Genomic DNA, 15,996 nt, shown 5'->3' on the forward strand with positions numbered 1-15,996 from the left:
AATCCACCAAGGACACGAGGGCATCGGGGTGACAGGCGCTGTTGCGGATGAGGCACGTTGTTCCGTCTTCAGCAACAAAGTGCGGCACGTGCGGGCGCGCTGTCAAGACGCCGAAGAGGTCGGCCTCTTCACTCGGTGAAGTACCCCAGCTGCGCCGAAAGATCCGCCGACGCCTCGGTGAGCGGCCGGACGATCTGCCGCACCCGCTGTTTCGACAGCCGGTACGACGGGCCGGAAGCGCTCATCGCCGCGACGACGTCGCCACCGGGGCCGCGCACCGGCACCGCGACCGCGTGCATCCCCAGCTCCAGCTCCTCGAAGCAGGCCGCGTACCCGTCCTCGGCGACCCGCTCCAGCTCGGCGGTCAGCTCCTCCGGATCGATCGTGGTCCGCGGCGTGAACCGTTCGAGCTTCCGCCGGAGCAGACGTTTGCGCTCGACGTCGCCCATGTACGCGAGCAGCACCTTTCCGCTGGACGTCGCGTGCAGGGGAGTGCGCTGCCCGGTCCAGTTCTGCGTGGTGATCGCGGCCGAGCCGCGGGCCTGGCTGACGTTGATCGCGACGCCGTCGTCGGCGATCGCGATGTTGACCGTCTCGCCGAGCGTCTCCGCCAGGCCCTGGCAGGTCTGCCTGCCCAGTTTCGCCAGGTCCATCCGGCCGGTGGCGGCGCCGGCGAGCCGGACGACACCGAAGCCGATCGCGTACTTCCCGCGTTCGCCGAGCTGCTCGACGAGACCGCGGTTCTCCAGGACACTCAGCAGGCGCGACGCCGTCGACTTGTGCACGCCGAGTTCGCCCGCGATCTCGGTGATCCCGGTTTCCCCGTTGCGCGCCAGCAGTTCCAGCACGCTGATCGCACGGTCGACGGACTGCACCTGACTGGGCGTTGCGTTCCCCGCGTCCTGGTTCCGCATGACGCAACAGTAGCCGTTTCGCCCGCATTCGCTCGGCTGAGTGGGCGAATCCCTTGACGTACCGGCCTCTCCGGGGTGATTGTTGCGCAGAGCACGTCCCGTCTCGTAATACGCAACATCAACAACCGTCGGTCCTTTCCCCGGAGGCCCCGATGATCCGTGCCTGCTCCGTCTCCGAACTGCCCGAAGGCGAAGCCCTCCGCCTGCCGGGCCCAGTTCCCGTCTCGGTCTTCCATGCCGAGGGCGCCTATTACGCCCTCGACGACACTTGCAGCCATCAGGACGCGTCGCTCGCGGACGGCTGGATCGAGGGCTGCTACGTCGAATGCCCGCTGCACGCCGCGCGATTCGACCTGCGGACCGGCGCCCCGGACTGCCTGCCGGCCAAGAACGCCGTGCGCACGTACCCGGTCGTGATCGCGGACGGCGTGATCTACGTGGACACCGAGGCACGCCAGGAAGTGGCTTGAGAACGATCGCCGTCGTCGGCACCTCGCTGGCGGGACTTCGCGCGGCGCAGGAGTTGCGCGGGCGGGGTTTCGACGGGCGGCTGGTGATGATCGGCGCCGAACCGCCGTACGACCGGCCGCCGCTGTCGAAGGATTTCTTGCTGGGCAAGGTTTCCGCCGATGATCTCGCGCTCGCCGGGCAAGACGATCTCGACGCGCTGGCCGCCGAATGGCATCTCGGTGTCCGCGCCGAGAAGCTCGGCCGCGAAGGCGTGACGCTCGGCGACGGCACCACGGTCGCCGCCGACGGCTACGTCATCGCGACCGGGGCGGTGGCCAGAACCCTCGACGCGGCAAGGGATCTGTCCGGCATCCACACCTTGCGGACCCTCGGCGACGCGGTCGCGCTGAAAGCCGCTCTCGCGGCGGGGCCTTCCTCGGTCGTCGTCATCGGCGCGGGATTCATCGGCGCGGAGGTCGCGTCCGCGTGCCGCCTGCTCGGGCACGAAGTGACGGTGGTCGAGGCGATGCCCGTGCCACTCGCCTCGGTCCTCGGCGCGCGGATGGGCGCGGTGTGCGGGGACCTGCACGCCGAGAACGACGTCCGGCTGATCACGGGCGTCCCCGTCGCCGGGTTCGACGGCGACGGTCGTGTCACCGGCGTGCGGCTCGCCGACGGCCGCGAGCTTCTCGCCGACCTCGTCGTCGCCGGAGTGGGGGCGCGGCCCGCCATCGGATGGCTGACCGGCTCCGGGCTCGCCGTCGACGACGGGGTGCTGGTCGATTCCGGCTGTGTCACAGTGAATCCCCGAGTGATCGCGGTGGGTGACGTCGCGCGGTACCGCTGTCCACTGCGCGGCGGGCGGGTCCGCGCCGAGCATTGGACGGCGGCCTCGGAACAGCCGGGCGTCGCGGTCGCGAATCTGCTCGCCGGATCGACCGTCACGCATTTCGCACGGCACGGTTACTTTTGGTCCGATCAGTACGGACGGCGGCTCCAATTCGCCGGAGTGGCCACGGAAGACGTGCGGATCGCCGAAGGGGACGTCGCTTCGAAGCGGTTCGTCGCGACCTATCACCGCGGCGACGTCCTGGCCGGTGTGTTCGCGATCGACTCGCCGAGGCCGTTCACCAGGCTCCGACGTGCGCTGAGGTCTCTTGGTGAACCCCGCCGGTGAGTCGGCGCAGCGGGTTCACGCGTGTGGTCGCTTTGTGACGTACTTCTTCAGCTCCGCTGACGGGGCTCCAGGGCCCGAAGACCCTACTCGGATGGAGCAATTTGCCCGATTCGATGATCTTTCTGGTGGTCACATCGCCGGGTCGCGCGCTCGCGCGGGGAAACTAGTGCGAACATAGGTTTATGAAGGCACGTGTTCTGGTCGTCGACGACGACCCTGCTCTCGCGGAGATGCTCACCATCGTGCTGCGTGGGGAGGGGTTCGACACAGCCGTCGTGGCCGACGGCTCACGGGCGCTGCCCGCGCTTCGCGAGCTGAAACCGGACCTGGTCCTCCTCGACCTCATGCTGCCCGGGATGAACGGCATCGACGTCTGCAAGGCGATCCGGGCCGAGTCCGGCGTGCCGATCGTGATGCTCACCGCCAAGAGCGACACCGTGGACATCGTCCTCGGGCTCGAGTCGGGGGCCGACGACTACGTGGTCAAGCCCTTCAAACCGAAGGAACTCGTGGCCCGCGTCCGCGCCAGGATGCGCCGCACCGAGGCCGAGCCCGCCGAGTCGCTGACGATCGGCGACCTCGCGATCGACGTCCCCGGCCACGAGGTGACGCGCGAGGGGAAGGCCATCCCGCTGACCCCGCTCGAGTTCGACCTGCTGGTCGCGCTCGCCCGCAAGCCGCGTCAGGTGTTCACCCGCGAGGTGCTCCTCGAGCAGGTGTGGGGATATCGCCACGCCGCCGACACCCGGCTGGTGAACGTGCACGTCCAGCGGCTGCGTTCGAAGGTGGAGAAGGACCCGGAACACCCCGAGGTGGTGTTGACCGTTCGCGGCGTCGGGTACAAGGCCGGCCCGCCGTGATCACCCCATGAGCGGACGCTTGCGAAGGCTTGCCCAGACCACGATGCGCCACTTCCGGCGCATCGTGGTTTTCGTGCGCCGCAAGGTCGTCTCGTTCAACGAACTGTGGCGGCATTCGCTGCAGTTCCGGGTCACGGTGTCCACACTGGCGCTGTCGTCGGCCGTGGTGTTCGTGCTGGGCATGGTGCTGCAGAACCAGATCACCGAACGGCTGCTGGAGACCAAGCAGAACGCGGCGATCGCGCAGACGAGGGCGGTCGTCGAGACCGCGGCCGGTGAACTGGTCGGTGTCGGCACCGAAAGCCCCGAAGCGCTGACCGCGCGGATGAAGAACGCGCTGAAGAAGATCTCCAGCACGACGACTTCGCAGGACAGCGCCGGATCGGCCGCCGGAACCTTCGAACCGGTGCTGGCGGCCGGCGGCCGCGACCAGTCGAGCAAACCGGTGTTCGCCGGCCCCTACGACCGGGTGCCGGAGCGGCTGCGCCAGTTCGTGGAGACCGAACAGGTCAGCCACCTGATCCACACGGTCACCGAGCCCGACGGCGGCAGGACGACGTACCTGATCGTCGGTGCCCCGGTGAGCACGATGATCAACCCGCTCCAGCTCTACCTGCTGTATCCGCTCACCAGTGAGCAGAACACCGTCTCGACCGTGCAGAACACGCTGCTCGTCGGCGGTCTCGTGCTGCTGCTCCTGCTGGCCGGGATCACGAACCTGGTCACCAGGCAGGTGGTCCGGCCGGTCCGGCAGGCCGCCGCGGCCGCCGAACAGTTCGCGGGCGGAGACCTCGACCAGCGCCTCGCCGTGCTCGGCGAGGACGACCTGGCCAAACTCGCCGTCTCCTACAACGAAATGGCCGCGAGCATCCAGCGGCAGATCCGCCAGCTGGAGGAGTTCGGCGGCCTGCAACGCCGGTTCACCTCGGACGTCTCGCACGAACTGCGCACCCCGCTGACCACCGTCCGGATGGCCGCCGACGTGCTGCACGCGTCGCGCGAACAGTTCCCGGCCGGGCTCGCGCGCTCCACCGAACTGCTGGTCGACGAGCTCGACCGGTTCGAGGCCCTGCTCGGCGACCTGCTGGAGATCAGCAGGCTCGACGCGGGCGTCGAAGAGCTTTCCGCCGAGCTGATCGACGTCCGGCCGATCGCGACCAGGGCCGTCGAGCAGGTCCGGGTGATCGCGGGCAACGCGGGCAGCTCGGTCGAACTGGTGCTGCCGGAGGAGGAGGCGTACGCCGAGGTCGACGCGCGCCGCGTCGAGCGGATCCTGCGCAACCTGCTGGCCAACGCGGTGGACCACAGTGAAGGGAACCCGGTGGTGCTGACCCTCGCGGTCAACGAGACCGCGGTCGCCATCACCGTGCGGGACCACGGTGTCGGCCTGCGGCCAGGCGAAGCGGAACTGGTGTTCAACCGGTTCTGGCGCGCCGACCCGTCCCGTAACCGCCGGACCGGCGGCACCGGGCTCGGCCTCGCGATCAGCCAGGAGGACGCCCGGTTGCACGGCGGCGTGCTCGACGCGTGGGGCGAGACCGGTCACGGCGCCTGTTTCCGGCTCGTGCTGCCGCGGCGGCAGGACACGCCGATGGGGGAGAGCCCGCTGGTCCTGCCCCCGCCCGATCACACTCCGACGGACACGCACGGGTCCTCCGGGCTGCTCGAAGTCCGCCCCGCCCCCGACGCGATCCTCGCCGAGCCAGAGGAGGTCGGCCGGTGAAACGGCTCCTGCCCCTGCTCGCGGTGTTGCTGCTGCTCGCGGGCTGCGCGAACATCCCGCTCGAATCCCAGCCCGCCGTCGTCTCCGGGGACAAAGCCGGTCAGGCGCCGGCGGACGTCGCCGAACCGGCGGCCGGGATCGACCCGCTGACCGTCACCCGCCAGTTCATCCGCAACTCCGCGACCCCGGGCACGGCGAACGCCGACGCGCGGGTCTACCTCGACGAAGAAGGCCGGCGCAACTGGAAGCCGTCGCCGGGGCTGACGATCATCGACGACACCTTCGGCACCGTTTACGACACATCGTCGTCGTCGGGGAACCCGGACGAGCAGGTGGTGAACGTCCGCGGGTTCAAACTCGGCAACCTGAGCCCCGACAGCGCGTTCATCCCGGTGAAGGCCGAGTACTCCCAGCAATTCAAACTGCGGAAGCAGCCGAACGGCCAGTGGCGGATCATGGACCCGCCGCAGGAACTCGCCGTCACCGACGAGGATTTCGCGCTCAACTACTTCCGGGTGCCGATCAGCTTCTACTCGCCCGACTCCGGCGCCTTCGTCCCCGACCTCCGCTACGTCGCGGCGAAACCGCAGGCCGGATTGCCCGGCCGGGTGATGGACCTGGTGCTGCAGGGACCGTCCGAAGGGCTGAAGGGCGCGGTCAAGGACCTGCTCGGCGACCAGGTCACCACCGAAAGCAACGTCCGCAGCACGGACGACGGGACACTGGACATCAACCTGACCGGCGTCGGCGGGGCCAGTCTCGCGGACCGCAACCTGATCGCCGCGCAGATCGTCCTCTCGCTGCAGACGGTGACGCTGAGCCGGATCCGGCTGCTGGCCGACGGCACCGCGCTGGTGCCGGACCACGAATACTGGCGCGCCAGCGAGCTGCCCAACTACAACGTGGACATCGCGCCCAACTCGGAACTGCTGGGGCTGATGACCGTGAACGGGCGGGTCCGGTCGCTCGGCGACGGACAGCCGGTCGGTGGTCCCGCGGGCAACGGCGGGTACAAGGTGGTCAGCGCCGCGCAGTCCGTCGACGGGAAACGGCTCGCGGTGGTCGAAGAACGCGACGGCAGGCAGTGGCTCCGGGTGGGCGACCTCGGGCACGACCTCGCCTCGGTGGACCTGTTCGGCGGCAGCCTGAGCCGTCCCACCTGGCGCCCGGTCGCCCGTGGCGGCGGGCTCTCGGGCGAGGTCTGGACGGTCGTCGACCACAACACCGTCGCCAGGGTCACCCTGGCCGCGGACGGCCGCTGGGTGAAGGCCGGCGTCGACGCGACCATGCTCACCGGCCTCGGCCAGATCACCGAACTGCGCCTTTCGCGCGACGGATCGCGGCTGGCCGCCGTGGTCAACGGGCAGCTGGTGGTCGCCTCGATCGTGCGGACGGCGGACTCGGTGGCCCTGCGGGCGCCGCGGAAACTGCAGGAACGCGACCTCAAGGACGTGGTCGACGTCGACTGGGCGACCCAGGACCACCTGATCGCCGCGACCTCGTCGACCTCGCTGCCGGTGGTCAAGGTGCCGCTGGACGGGCAGCGGATGGACGCGTTCAACAGCTCGAACCTGACCCCGCCGGTGCACGGCGTCACCGCGGCGCCGAGCAGGCAGAACCTGGTCGCGGACGCGGGCGGGCTGTGGGTCGCCTCCGAGCTGGGCGAAGTCTGGCGGCCGCAGGCGCACACCGTCACCGACGCGGACCCGTTCTACCCAGGCTGAGCACTTCGGCTTACTTCGGGGCGCCCGCATGTCGCGAAAGCCACCCTTGAGGTGGGGAGCAAGGGACCTTTAGTGCCGCTAGCTTTCCTAGCGACGCTAGCGTTCCGTGGCGGCAGAAGTCCGTGAAGGCCTCCTTCACTACCTTGAGGGTAGGCAAGGAGTCCTTCACGGACAGAAGCCAAGCCGCCCGGAAGCCTTCTCCCAAACTGCGGTCCTGACTGGTCCCCTGAGGACGAAAAGGGTCCAAACCGGACCTCTCACGACACGACGCGCCCTGGAACTGTCGGAGCCCCGGCCGACACTCGCCCCATGTCCAAGCTCCTGGATCTCCTCATCCCCGCCCGCTGCGCGTCCTGCGGAGCGCCGGGCGCGCCCTGCTGTGCCACCTGTCAGACCGCTTGGGGTTCGCTCAGCGAGATCATCCGCGGCCCGACGGCCGGTCTCGTGCCCGTGTACGCCCTGACCCCCTACGCCGGCGAGGCCCGCCGCCTGATCCTCGCCTACAAGGAACGCGGCCGCCGCGACCTCGCTCCTTCCCTGGGGCGGGCGATCGCCGAAGCCCTCGCCCAGTTGCCCGATCCGGAGCCGGAACCTTGTCTCGTTCCGGTGCCCTCGCGGCGGCACGCCTCCCGTGTGCGCGGCGGGCCGCACGTCCGGCGGGTTGCCGAAGAATGCGTGAAAGTACTAAGGGGCAAGGGAAAAGTCGCGACAGTGGCGCCGGTTCTCAAGCTGCGGTCCGGAGTTCGCGACGCCGTGGGACTCAGCCGGGCCGAGCGGTCGGCGAACCTTGACGGCCGGATCCGCCTCGCTCCCGGAGCCTGCCGGGAGAAGGTCGTCCTCCTTGACGACGTCATCACAACCGGAGCGACCGCCGCCGCTTGTACGCGGTTTTTGGACATAAACGGAATTCACGTTTCCGCGGTGGTGGCGCTGGCCGCCGCCGGGCGATCGCGCTGTCACCTACAAGAGTGATGAATGATCGGGAACGGGAATGGGTACAAGGGCGTTGACGGGATATGAGGGAGCTTGAGGAGAACACTCCGACGGCCCGCCACTCCACCGGGGTGGCGGCGGATTCCCTCGGGGCCGGTGTCCTAGGCACCCTCCGCATTTTCCTGTCCGAAGGCTTGCGCCGTCCGCGTGAAAACAAATCACGGGGTCGACGCCCGGCAGGCCGGATTGTCGCGCTGGCCGCACGATCTTCGTCGCGTGCGGTGACGAGGTCTCACGTCCTGATATCCCCCGGCTCGGGGGCTGTTGCTCGCGGCGTGATGCAGCTAACGTGCAGCGCTATCAGCAATCCCGGCAGGCAGGGAGGTGACCAGCCCATGTCCCTGGCGCCGGAGCCGCGCTGAGTCCGCGCTCGGACATCCGACACGAGACGTCGTGACCGTATGCCGAGTTCCCTCACCGCCCGCGATCCGGGCTTCGTCCCCGCATTACCGGCGCCCTAGTGAACACATCTACAGCTCGCAGTCATTTCAGCGAGGGAGGTCGTGTATGGACATCGTCGTTAAGGGCCGCAACGTGGAGGTGCCCGACCACTATCGGGCACTCGTCAGCGAAAAGCTGGCCCGGCTAGAGCGCTACGACAAGAAGGTCATCCGTTACGACGTGGAGCTCTTCCACGAGCCCAATCGCCGGCAGTCGAAGAACTGCCAGCGCGTCGAAATCACCGGTAAGGGCCGAGGCCCCGCCGTACGCGCCGAAGCGTGTGCCGGCGACTTCTACGCAGCGCTGGATTCCGCACTGAACAAGCTCGAAAACAGGTTGCGGAAGACACACGACCGCCGGCGCGTGCACTACGGCCGCAGCCGCCCGGAATCCGTCGCCGAGGCGACTTCGATGGCGGCCGCCGGTGGAATGACCACCGACACCCGACATCTGGCGGGTACCGCTGTGCTCGAAGCGCCTGAGGCCGAACCCATGGCCAACGGTTTCGCTGTCGAGGGCGGTGACTTCGAGATGCCCCAGCAGCAGCGCTGGGACGACGGGGTGACCGAACACCAGCCCGGTCGCGTCGTCCGCGAGAAGAAGCATGACGCGGAGCCCATGACGGTCGACCAGGCTCTCTACGAGATGGAACTGGTCGGTCACGACTTCTACCTGTTCAACGACGCCGACGCCGGGTGCCCGAGCGTCGTCTACCGGAGGCGAGGCTTCGACTACGGCGTCATCCGGCTGAGCTAGCCGGCCCCACGTCCAGACGGCGTGCGGGCCCGTGTTGCGCACCACNCCCGGGAATTGTTCCGTTGATCCCCCACGACGAACACCGCGCCCGGCGGTACCTGGACGCTGAAGTCCGGATCAGGCGGGACGCGGCCTCGTCCCGTCAGTTACCGACCGACGGTGCGTGCGCGAACACCGAGGTGTTCCCTACGATGGGGGCGGACGGTGGTGCGTTACCAGGCACCACCGCGTACGAGATTGCCCGGGACCGGCTCGGGTGCGATCACAATCAGCTAGTGAGGTCGACCGGATGGTGCTGAACCGCCTGCTCCGCGCGGGCGAGGGCAAAATGGTGAAGCGGCTGCGACACATCGCCGATCACATCAACACCCTCGAAGACGACGTCAAGGATCTGTCGGACTCCGCGCTGCGGGCCAAGACCGACGAGTTCCGTAAACGGCACGCGGACGGCGAGTCCCTCGACGACCTCCTGCCGGAGGCCTTCGCGGTGGCGAGGGAGGCGGCTTGGCGCGTGCTCGGCCAGCGGCCCTACGACGTCCAGCTGATGGGCGGCGCCGCGCTGCACCTCGGCCAGGTCTCCGAGATGAAGACCGGTGAGGGCAAGACCCTGACCCAGGTCCTCCCCGCGTACCTGAACGCCGTCTCCGGCAAGGGCGTGCACGTCATCACGGTGAACGACTACCTCGCCAAACGTGACGCCGAGTGGATGGGCCGCATCCACCGCTTCCTCGGCCTCGAGGTCGGCGTCATCCTGGCCGACCAGACCCCCGAGGTCCGTCGCCAGCAGTACGCCGCCGACATCACGCACGGCACGAACAACGAGTTCGGCTTCGACTACCTCCGCGACAACATGGCGTGGAGCCTCGAAGACTGCGTGCAGCGCGGCCACAACTTCGCGATCGTCGACGAGGTGGACTCCATCCTCATCGACGAGGCCAGGACGCCGCTGATCATCTCGGGCCCGGCCGACCAGTCCTCGCGCTGGTACATCGAGTTCGCCCGGATGACCCCGCTGATGAAGCCGGACGTCCACTACGAGGTGGACATCCGCAAGCGCACCGTCGGTGTCACCGAGAAGGGTGTCGCGTTCGTCGAGGACCAGCTCGGCATCGACAACCTCTACGAGGCCGCGAACACGCCGCTGGTCGGCTACCTGAACAACGCGCTGAAGGTCAAGGAGCTCTACAAGCGCGACAAGGACTACATCGTCCGTGACGGTGAGGTCCTCATCGTCGACGAGTTCACCGGCCGCATCCTGCACGGCCGCCGCTACAACGAGGGCATGCACCAGGCGATCGAGGCCAAGGAAGGCGTCGAGATCAAGGCCGAGAACCAGACGCTCGCCACGATCACGCTGCAGAACTACTTCCGGCTCTACGACAAGCTGGCGGGTATGACCGGTACCGCCGAGACCGAGGCGGCCGAGTTCCACCAGACCTACAAGCTGGGTGTGGTGCCGATCCCGACCAACAAGCCGATGGTCCGCGCCGACCAGGCCGACCTGATCTACAAGACCGAGCAGGCCAAGTTCGAGGCCGTCGCCGAGGACATCGCCGAGAGGCACGAGAAGGGCCAGCCGGTGCTGGTCGGCACCACGAGCGTCGAGAAGTCCGAGCACCTGTCGAAGCTGCTGCTCAAGCTGGGTGTCCCGCACGAGGTCCTCAACGCCAAGCATCACGATCGGGAGGCGCTGATCGTCGCCCGCGCCGGGCGCAAGGGCGCGGTCACGGTCGCCACCAACATGGCGGGCCGCGGTACCGACATCGTGCTCGGCGGCAACCCGGACATCATCGCCGACGAGGTGCTGCGCGACCGCGGCCTCGACCCGGTGGAGCACTCCGAGGAGTACGAGGCCGCCTGGCCGAAGGTGCTCGAAGAGGTCCAGGCCGACACCAAGGCCGAGGCCGAGGAGGTCCGCGCGGCGGGTGGGCTGTACGTGCTCGGCACGGAGCGGCACGAGTCGCGCCGGATCGACAACCAGCTCCGCGGTCGTTCCGGCCGTCAGGGCGACCCGGGCGAGTCCCGGTTCTACCTGTCGCTCGGTGACGAGCTCATGCGCCGCTTCAACGCCACGATGGTCGAGCGGGTCATGACCACCATGCGGCTGCCGGACGACGTGCCGATCGAGCACAAGATGGTCTCCAAGGCGATCAAGAGCGCTCAGACGCAGGTCGAGCAGCAGAACATGGAGATCCGCAAGAACGTCCTCAAGTACGACGAGGTCATGAACGAGCAGCGCAAGGTGATCTACGCCGAGCGTCTGCGCGTCCTCGAAGGCGAGGACCTGCGCGAGCAGATCGAGCACATGCTGGTCGACGTCATCAACGCGTACGTCACCGAAGAGACCTCCACGGGCTACTCCGAGGACTGGGACCACGAGAAGCTGTGGACGGCGTTGAAGCAGCTGTACCCGGTCAAGGTCACCTGGGAAGAGCTCACCGAGGACGACGACCTCGACGCCGACAAGCTTCGTGAGGCGTTGCTCGAAGACGCCCACCGCGCGTACGACGAGCGCGAAGCCGAGATCGACGCGAAGGTCGGCGAAGGCGCGATGCGCAGCCTGGAGCGCCAGGTGATGCTCACCGTGCTCGACCGCAAGTGGCGTGAGCACCTCTATGAGATGGACTATCTCAAGGAGGGCATCGGCATGCGGGCCCTGGCGCAGCGCGACCCGGTCATCGAGTACCAGCGCGAGGGCTACGACATGTTCCGCGCGATGCTGGAGTCGCTGAAGGAGGAGGCCGTCGGTTTCCTGTTCAACCTCCAGGTCGAGCAGGCCGAGCCCACCACCCCGGCGCCGGAGTCGGCGTCCGCGCTGCCCGCCGGTGTCGGCTCCGGGAACGGCCAGGCCGCCAACGGCGACGGACGGCACGCCCGCCCGACGCCTCCGCAGGCGCCGGCGACCGACACCGAGTCCGTGCCGTCCGCCTTGCGGGGCAAGGGACTCGGCGGCGGTTCGCGGTCCGGGCTGACGATGTCGGGCCCGTCCGAGGACGGTGGCGTCGAGTCGCATTCGGACAGTGCCGGCAGTGCCGGTGGCGACCAGAGCGGAACCCGCCGGGAGCGCCGCGCCGCGCAGCGCGCCTCCCAGAAGAAGGGCAAGAAGGGCCCGCGCCGCTAAAGGCCCCAAAGCGCGTGAAGGCCCCCTTCCCTCGGCCACGGTTTCGAATGACCAGCCGAGGGAAGGGGGCCTTCACGCGCATCAGGCCGCGAGCGCGGAGACCCGTCTCGGCGGCTTCAGCAGGTGGAAGCGGGTGCACACCCAGCCCGACGGCGTCCGCTCGAAGCGGGCGGCCAGCGCGAGGCAGCGTCCGTTCTGTTCGACGGTCGCGCAGGCTTCGACGACGCCGTCCGCCGGATGCCCCAGGTGGACCGACTTCGGCCGGTAGCCGCCCGAGAGACGGCGGCGGCCGCTGTCGAGCAGCGCGCTGTGCAGAGCCGGGTCGAGGATGGGCCGCACCTGGACCGCGGGACGGCGCCCGTCACAGGCTTCGAGGATGGTGGTCAGGAGCCTGCCGACCTGCCGGCCGTCGGGGGTGTCCGGTCGCGGCCGTGGTTCCTCCACGACGGCTTCGCCGAACAGCGGCAGGTCCAGCACGAGCTGGTTGTCCGGCGCCGCGGCCCGGTGCACCAGGCCGTCCGGCCTGCCGGCGACCCGGTACGGCGGCTCACACGGTTCAAGCCGTCTCAGTACGTACGACTTCATCTGACAGTCCCCCTCCGCGGCCCCCTCGGCCGCGCCCAGCAACTAAGGGGCAGATGGCGGGCCGAGCCGCGACAAGGACCGCCCGAGAGGATGAACCGGGCGGTGATCGCTTGTGTACGGTGGGCCCGTGCTGAAAGGGCTGGTCATCGACTACGTCGGGGTGCTCACGGACGCCGGCGCGGACGAGCTGTACGCCTTCCTGCGGGCGGCGAGGGAGCGCGGCATCAAAACGGCCTTGCTCTCGAACGCTCCCGGCGCCTCCGACGAGGCCAAGCGGTCACTCGGCCCGTTCTTCGACGCGCTCGTCTTCTCCGGTGAGGTCGGCGTGGCCAAACCCGAACGCGAGGTCTACCTGCTCACCGCGGGACTGCTCGACCTGCCCGCCGGCCGGTGCGTGTTCGTCGACGACGCCGCGCACAACGTCCGCGCGGCGGTGGCGGCCGGGATGGCGGGAGTGCACCACACCTCGGTCGAGGAGACGCTGACCGAGCTCAGCGTCTTGTTCCCGGCGCCTTAGCGCGCCGCACCAGCTCGAAGGACAGCACCGCCGCGGCGGCCGAGACGTTCAGCGACTCGACCTCGCCCGGCATCGGGATCGACACCCACTCCGTGACCAGCTCGCCGACCTCGGCGCCGACGCCGTTCGTCTCCCCGCCCAGCACGAAGGCCGCGCGCTGCGGCAGCTCGACGTCGAACACCGAGCTCCGGGCGGAAGCGCCCAGCGCGAAGATCCCGTAGCCGGCTTCGGTGAGCATCTCGGCCGCCTCGCGCGCGCTGCCGCATCGCAGCACCGGCGCGCGGAACGCGACCCCGGCCGAAGCCTTGACCACCATCGGGTCGAGGGCGGCGACGCCGCGCCGCGGTACCACGACCCCGTCCAGCCCGGCCGCGGTCGCCGTGCGCAGGATCATCCCGACGTTCGCCGGGGTGGTGATGCCGTCGAGCAGCAGCACCCGCGACGGCGGCCTGCCGTCGGACAGGGCCGCGTGCAGGGAGCGCATCCGCGGGGCGACGACGTCGGCCAGCACGCCCTGGTCCTGTTTGCCGTTGCCGGCCAGCACCTTCACGCGATGGGCGCTCGCGCGCTGCACCGGTACCCCGGCGGCCTTGGCGGCACGCTGGATCTCGGCCGCGTTCGGCCCTCGCACCGTGTCGGCGAGGATCACCTTGTCCACCTCGAGCGCCGCGTCGTCCAAGGCCTCGAGCACCGGTTTGCGCCCGTACACCGTCAGGAACCGGTCCTTCGGCGAGATCACCGACTCATCACCCACACCGACGAGTGTCCCACTGTGTAAGGATCGGCTCATGCCCGACCGCCTCTCCGCGCTGGACGCCTCGTTCCTGTACGTGGAAGACCACTCGACCCCGATGCACGTCGGCGGTGTGGCGATCTTCGAGCGGCCGCGCGACGGCTTCACCCACGAGCAGCTGCTGGACCTGATCGGGCAGCGCCTCGCCTTCCTGCCGCGTTACCGGCAGCGCGTGCTGGAGGTGCCGGGGCATCTCGCCAGGCCGGTGTGGGTCGACGACGTCGACTTCGACCTGAACTACCACGTCCGCCGGTCCGCGCTGCCGCAGCCGGGTTCCGACGGCCAGCTGTTCGACCTCGTGGCGCGGCTGATGTCGCGGCGGCTCGACCCGGGAAGGCCGCTCTGGGAGGCGTATTTCGTCGAGGGCCTCGCGGGCGACCGCGTCGCGCTGGTGACCAAGACGCATCAGTCCGTCGTGGACGGGATTGGCACCATCGAGCTCGGGCAGCTGATCCTCGACGCCACCCCGCAGGAGCCGGAGCCCTTCGACGACACCTGGCAGCCCCGCCGGGAACCGAGCCGTACGCAGCTGATCCTCGACGCGGTCGCCGAGACCGTGCAGCGGCCGACGGAGCTGGTGGAGAACGTCCGTTCCATCGCCCACGACGCCACCGCGATGGCGGGCAAGGTCACCGAAACGGTCGGTGACGTCGCGTCGGCGCTGAAGACCATGGTGAATCCGGCGCCGTCCGGGCCGCTCAACGTCCGCACCTCGGGCGGCCGCATGTTCGCCGTGGTCCGTACGCGGCTGGAGGATTTCCGCAAGGTCCGCGCCGCGCACGGCGGGACGGTCAACGACGTCGTGCTCGCCGCGATCACCGGCGCGCTGCGGGAATGGCTGCTCTCCCGCGGCTCGAACCTGACCGCGACGACCACCGTGCGCGCGCTGGTGCCGATGGCCGTCCGCGACGCCGAGACGGCCGAGTTCTCGACGCCGGCACTGGTCGGGAACCAGGTCGACGCCTATCTGGTCGATCTCCCGGTCGGGGAGCCGAACGCGGTCCTGCGGCTGCAGCACATCGGCCACGCGATGGCGGACCACCTCGACTCCGGCCGTTCGGTCGCCGCGCGCGGGCTGCTGACGGTCGGCGGTTTCGCCCCGGCGACGCTGCATTCGCTGGGCGCGCGGGCGGCCGGGTCTATGTCGGGGCGCATTTTCAACGTGCTGATCACCAACTCACCGGGCCCGCAGGTGCCGCTCTACGCGGGACAGGCGAAGATGGTGGAGATGTTCCCGGTCATGCCGCTGGTGCGCAATCAGGCGCTGGCGATCGGGGTCACCTCGTATCACGGCGGTGTCTACTTCGGACTGAACGGCGACCGCAAGGCCGTGTCCGATGTGGACCTGCTCGCCGGGATGATCGAGGAATCGTTGGAAGAGCTGAAGGGTGCGCACTGGTGAGGGTCTATCTACCGGCGACGATCGCGATGCTCCGTGAGCTCGAAACCACCGGCGAGTTCCGGGCGCGGAGTGGCACGGGATTCGCGCTGACCCCTGCGCTGCGGGAGTCCTACGCCAGCGGTTCCGACGAAGAACTCGAATACGCCGCGCTGCTCGACGCCGCGAGGGCGTCGCTCCGGCTGATCGCGGCCGAAGAGAAGCCCGAGCCGCGGCGCGTGGTGATCTCGGCAGACGTCGAGGAGGCCACGTTGCGCCCGGATCTCGACTCCGCCGTCGTCCGGCTGTCCGGGCCGGTGAAGATCGCCGACGTCGCCGCGATCCACGTCGACGCGGCCGAAGCGGCCGAGTCCGTGCAGGCCGCCGCCGCGGTGATCGACCAAGCCGACCTCGGCGACCCGGACGCGGAGTTCACCCTCGGCGACGCCGAAGACCACGAACTCGCCTGGTACGCGCCTCAAGAACTCCCGTTCCTGCTGGAACTCCTGTAACCCCTCCGCGTTTCGTCCTCTGAATGCGATCCTTGCACGCGCAACTACCGCA

14 protein-coding genes are annotated in these 15,996 nt (G+C 69.1%); 11 read left to right on the forward strand and 3 right to left on the reverse strand.

From position 1 onward, the window contains the following. Positions 1-128: 128 nt before the first annotated feature. Positions 129-914, reverse strand: coding sequence for an IclR family transcriptional regulator (locus LCL61_RS13585; protein WP_340687154.1), 786 nt, complete (start codon positions 912-914; stop codon positions 129-131). Between the two features lie 152 nt (positions 915-1,066). Between LCL61_RS13585 and LCL61_RS13590 the strand changes: the two genes are divergently transcribed. The 8 genes from LCL61_RS13590 to secA all read left to right on the forward strand — a co-directional run bounded on the left by LCL61_RS13590 (position 1,067) and on the right by secA (position 12,159). Beyond that, positions 1,067-1,384 carry a bifunctional 3-phenylpropionate/cinnamic acid dioxygenase ferredoxin subunit gene (locus tag LCL61_RS13590; protein ID WP_340687155.1) on the forward strand — a complete coding sequence of 106 codons (318 nt, stop codon included), beginning with the start codon at positions 1,067-1,069 and terminating at the stop codon, positions 1,382-1,384. Continuing rightward, on the forward strand, positions 1,381-2,541 hold the full coding sequence (locus LCL61_RS13595; protein ID WP_340687156.1) for an NAD(P)/FAD-dependent oxidoreductase: 1,161 nt from the start codon (positions 1,381-1,383) through the stop codon (positions 2,539-2,541). The genes LCL61_RS13590 and LCL61_RS13595 overlap by 4 nt, the downstream gene beginning before the upstream one ends. 182 nt (positions 2,542-2,723) lie before the next feature. Beyond that, positions 2,724-3,401 carry an MtrAB system response regulator MtrA gene (mtrA, locus tag LCL61_RS13600; protein ID WP_005150760.1) on the forward strand — a complete coding sequence of 226 codons (678 nt, stop codon included), beginning with the start codon at positions 2,724-2,726 and terminating at the stop codon, positions 3,399-3,401. A 7-nt stretch (positions 3,402-3,408) separates the two neighbouring features. Further along, positions 3,409-5,124 carry an MtrAB system histidine kinase MtrB gene (mtrB, locus tag LCL61_RS13605; protein WP_340687157.1) on the forward strand — a complete coding sequence of 572 codons (1,716 nt, stop codon included), beginning with the start codon at positions 3,409-3,411 and terminating at the stop codon, positions 5,122-5,124. Beyond that, the gene (locus LCL61_RS13610) at positions 5,121-6,848 is read left to right on the forward strand and encodes an LpqB family beta-propeller domain-containing protein (protein ID WP_340687158.1); all 1,728 of its coding nucleotides are present in this window, start codon (positions 5,121-5,123) and stop codon (positions 6,846-6,848) included. Before mtrB ends, LCL61_RS13610 begins: the two co-directional genes overlap by 4 nt. Before the next feature lie 309 nt (positions 6,849-7,157). After that, positions 7,158-7,820, forward strand: a complete 663-nt coding sequence (locus LCL61_RS13615; protein WP_340687159.1) for a ComF family protein — start codon at positions 7,158-7,160, stop codon at positions 7,818-7,820. 528 nt (positions 7,821-8,348) lie between these two features. Further along, positions 8,349-9,038: a ribosome hibernation-promoting factor, HPF/YfiA family gene (gene hpf / locus LCL61_RS13620; protein ID WP_340687160.1), complete on the forward strand. Its 690-nt coding sequence runs from the start codon at positions 8,349-8,351 to the stop codon at positions 9,036-9,038. Between the two features lie 289 nt (positions 9,039-9,327). After that, positions 9,328-12,159, forward strand: a complete 2,832-nt coding sequence (secA, locus tag LCL61_RS13625) for a preprotein translocase subunit SecA (protein ID WP_340687161.1) — start codon at positions 9,328-9,330, stop codon at positions 12,157-12,159. An 81-nt stretch (positions 12,160-12,240) separates the two neighbouring features. Here secA and LCL61_RS13630 read toward each other — a convergent pair whose 3' ends face one another. Beyond that, a complete protein-coding gene (locus LCL61_RS13630; protein WP_340687162.1) occupies positions 12,241-12,744 on the reverse strand; it encodes an Rv3235 family protein in 504 nt (167 codons plus the stop codon). A gap of 112 nt (positions 12,745-12,856) precedes the next feature. On the opposite strand from LCL61_RS13630, the gene LCL61_RS13635 reads away from it, so the two are divergent. After that, positions 12,857-13,261, forward strand: a complete 405-nt coding sequence (locus LCL61_RS13635; RefSeq protein WP_340687163.1) for an HAD-IA family hydrolase — start codon at positions 12,857-12,859, stop codon at positions 13,259-13,261. Here the strand turns inward: LCL61_RS13635 and LCL61_RS13640 are convergent. After that, positions 13,236-14,015, reverse strand: a complete 780-nt coding sequence (locus LCL61_RS13640) for an RNA methyltransferase (protein WP_340687164.1) — start codon at positions 14,013-14,015, stop codon at positions 13,236-13,238. The two genes, LCL61_RS13635 and LCL61_RS13640, sit on opposite strands and share 26 nt — an antisense overlap. Before the next feature lie 34 nt (positions 14,016-14,049). Here LCL61_RS13640 and LCL61_RS13645 point away from each other — a divergent pair, with 34 nt between their 5' ends. Beyond that, complete coding sequence (locus LCL61_RS13645; protein ID WP_340687165.1) at positions 14,050-15,456, forward strand: wax ester/triacylglycerol synthase family O-acyltransferase; 1,407 nt, start codon at positions 14,050-14,052, stop codon at positions 15,454-15,456. After that, a complete protein-coding gene (locus LCL61_RS13650) occupies positions 15,453-15,944 on the forward strand; it encodes a DUF6912 family protein (protein ID WP_340687166.1) in 492 nt (163 codons plus the stop codon). The genes LCL61_RS13645 and LCL61_RS13650 overlap by 4 nt, the downstream gene beginning before the upstream one ends. Positions 15,945-15,996: the final 52 nt, after the last annotated feature.

It is taken from the genome of Amycolatopsis coloradensis (assembly GCF_037997115.1).
In the GTDB taxonomy this organism is placed as follows: domain Bacteria; phylum Actinomycetota; class Actinomycetes; order Mycobacteriales; family Pseudonocardiaceae; genus Amycolatopsis; species Amycolatopsis coloradensis_A.

Excerpts from the sequence above, each read along its gene's own strand:
- LCL61_RS13590 (WP_340687155.1), top strand. The coding sequence starts at position 1,067 with ATGATCCGTGCCTGCTCCGTCTCCGAACTGCCCGAAGGCGAAGCCCTC.
- mtrA (WP_005150760.1), top strand. The coding sequence starts at position 2,724 with ATGAAGGCACGTGTTCTGGTCGTCGACGACGACCCTGCTCTCGCGGAG.
- secA (WP_340687161.1), top strand. The coding sequence starts at position 9,328 with ATGGTGCTGAACCGCCTGCTCCGCGCGGGCGAGGGCAAAATGGTGAAG.
- mtrB (WP_340687157.1), top strand. The coding sequence starts at position 3,409 with ATGAGCGGACGCTTGCGAAGGCTTGCCCAGACCACGATGCGCCACTTC.
- LCL61_RS13630 (WP_340687162.1), bottom strand. The coding sequence starts at position 12,744 with ATGAAGTCGTACGTACTGAGACGGCTTGAACCGTGTGAGCCGCCGTAC.
- hpf (WP_340687160.1), top strand. The coding sequence starts at position 8,349 with ATGGACATCGTCGTTAAGGGCCGCAACGTGGAGGTGCCCGACCACTAT.
- LCL61_RS13585 (WP_340687154.1), bottom strand. The coding sequence starts at position 914 with ATGCGGAACCAGGACGCGGGGAACGCAACGCCCAGTCAGGTGCAGTCC.
- LCL61_RS13615 (WP_340687159.1), top strand. The coding sequence starts at position 7,158 with ATGTCCAAGCTCCTGGATCTCCTCATCCCCGCCCGCTGCGCGTCCTGC.
- LCL61_RS13645 (WP_340687165.1), top strand. The coding sequence starts at position 14,050 with ATGCCCGACCGCCTCTCCGCGCTGGACGCCTCGTTCCTGTACGTGGAA.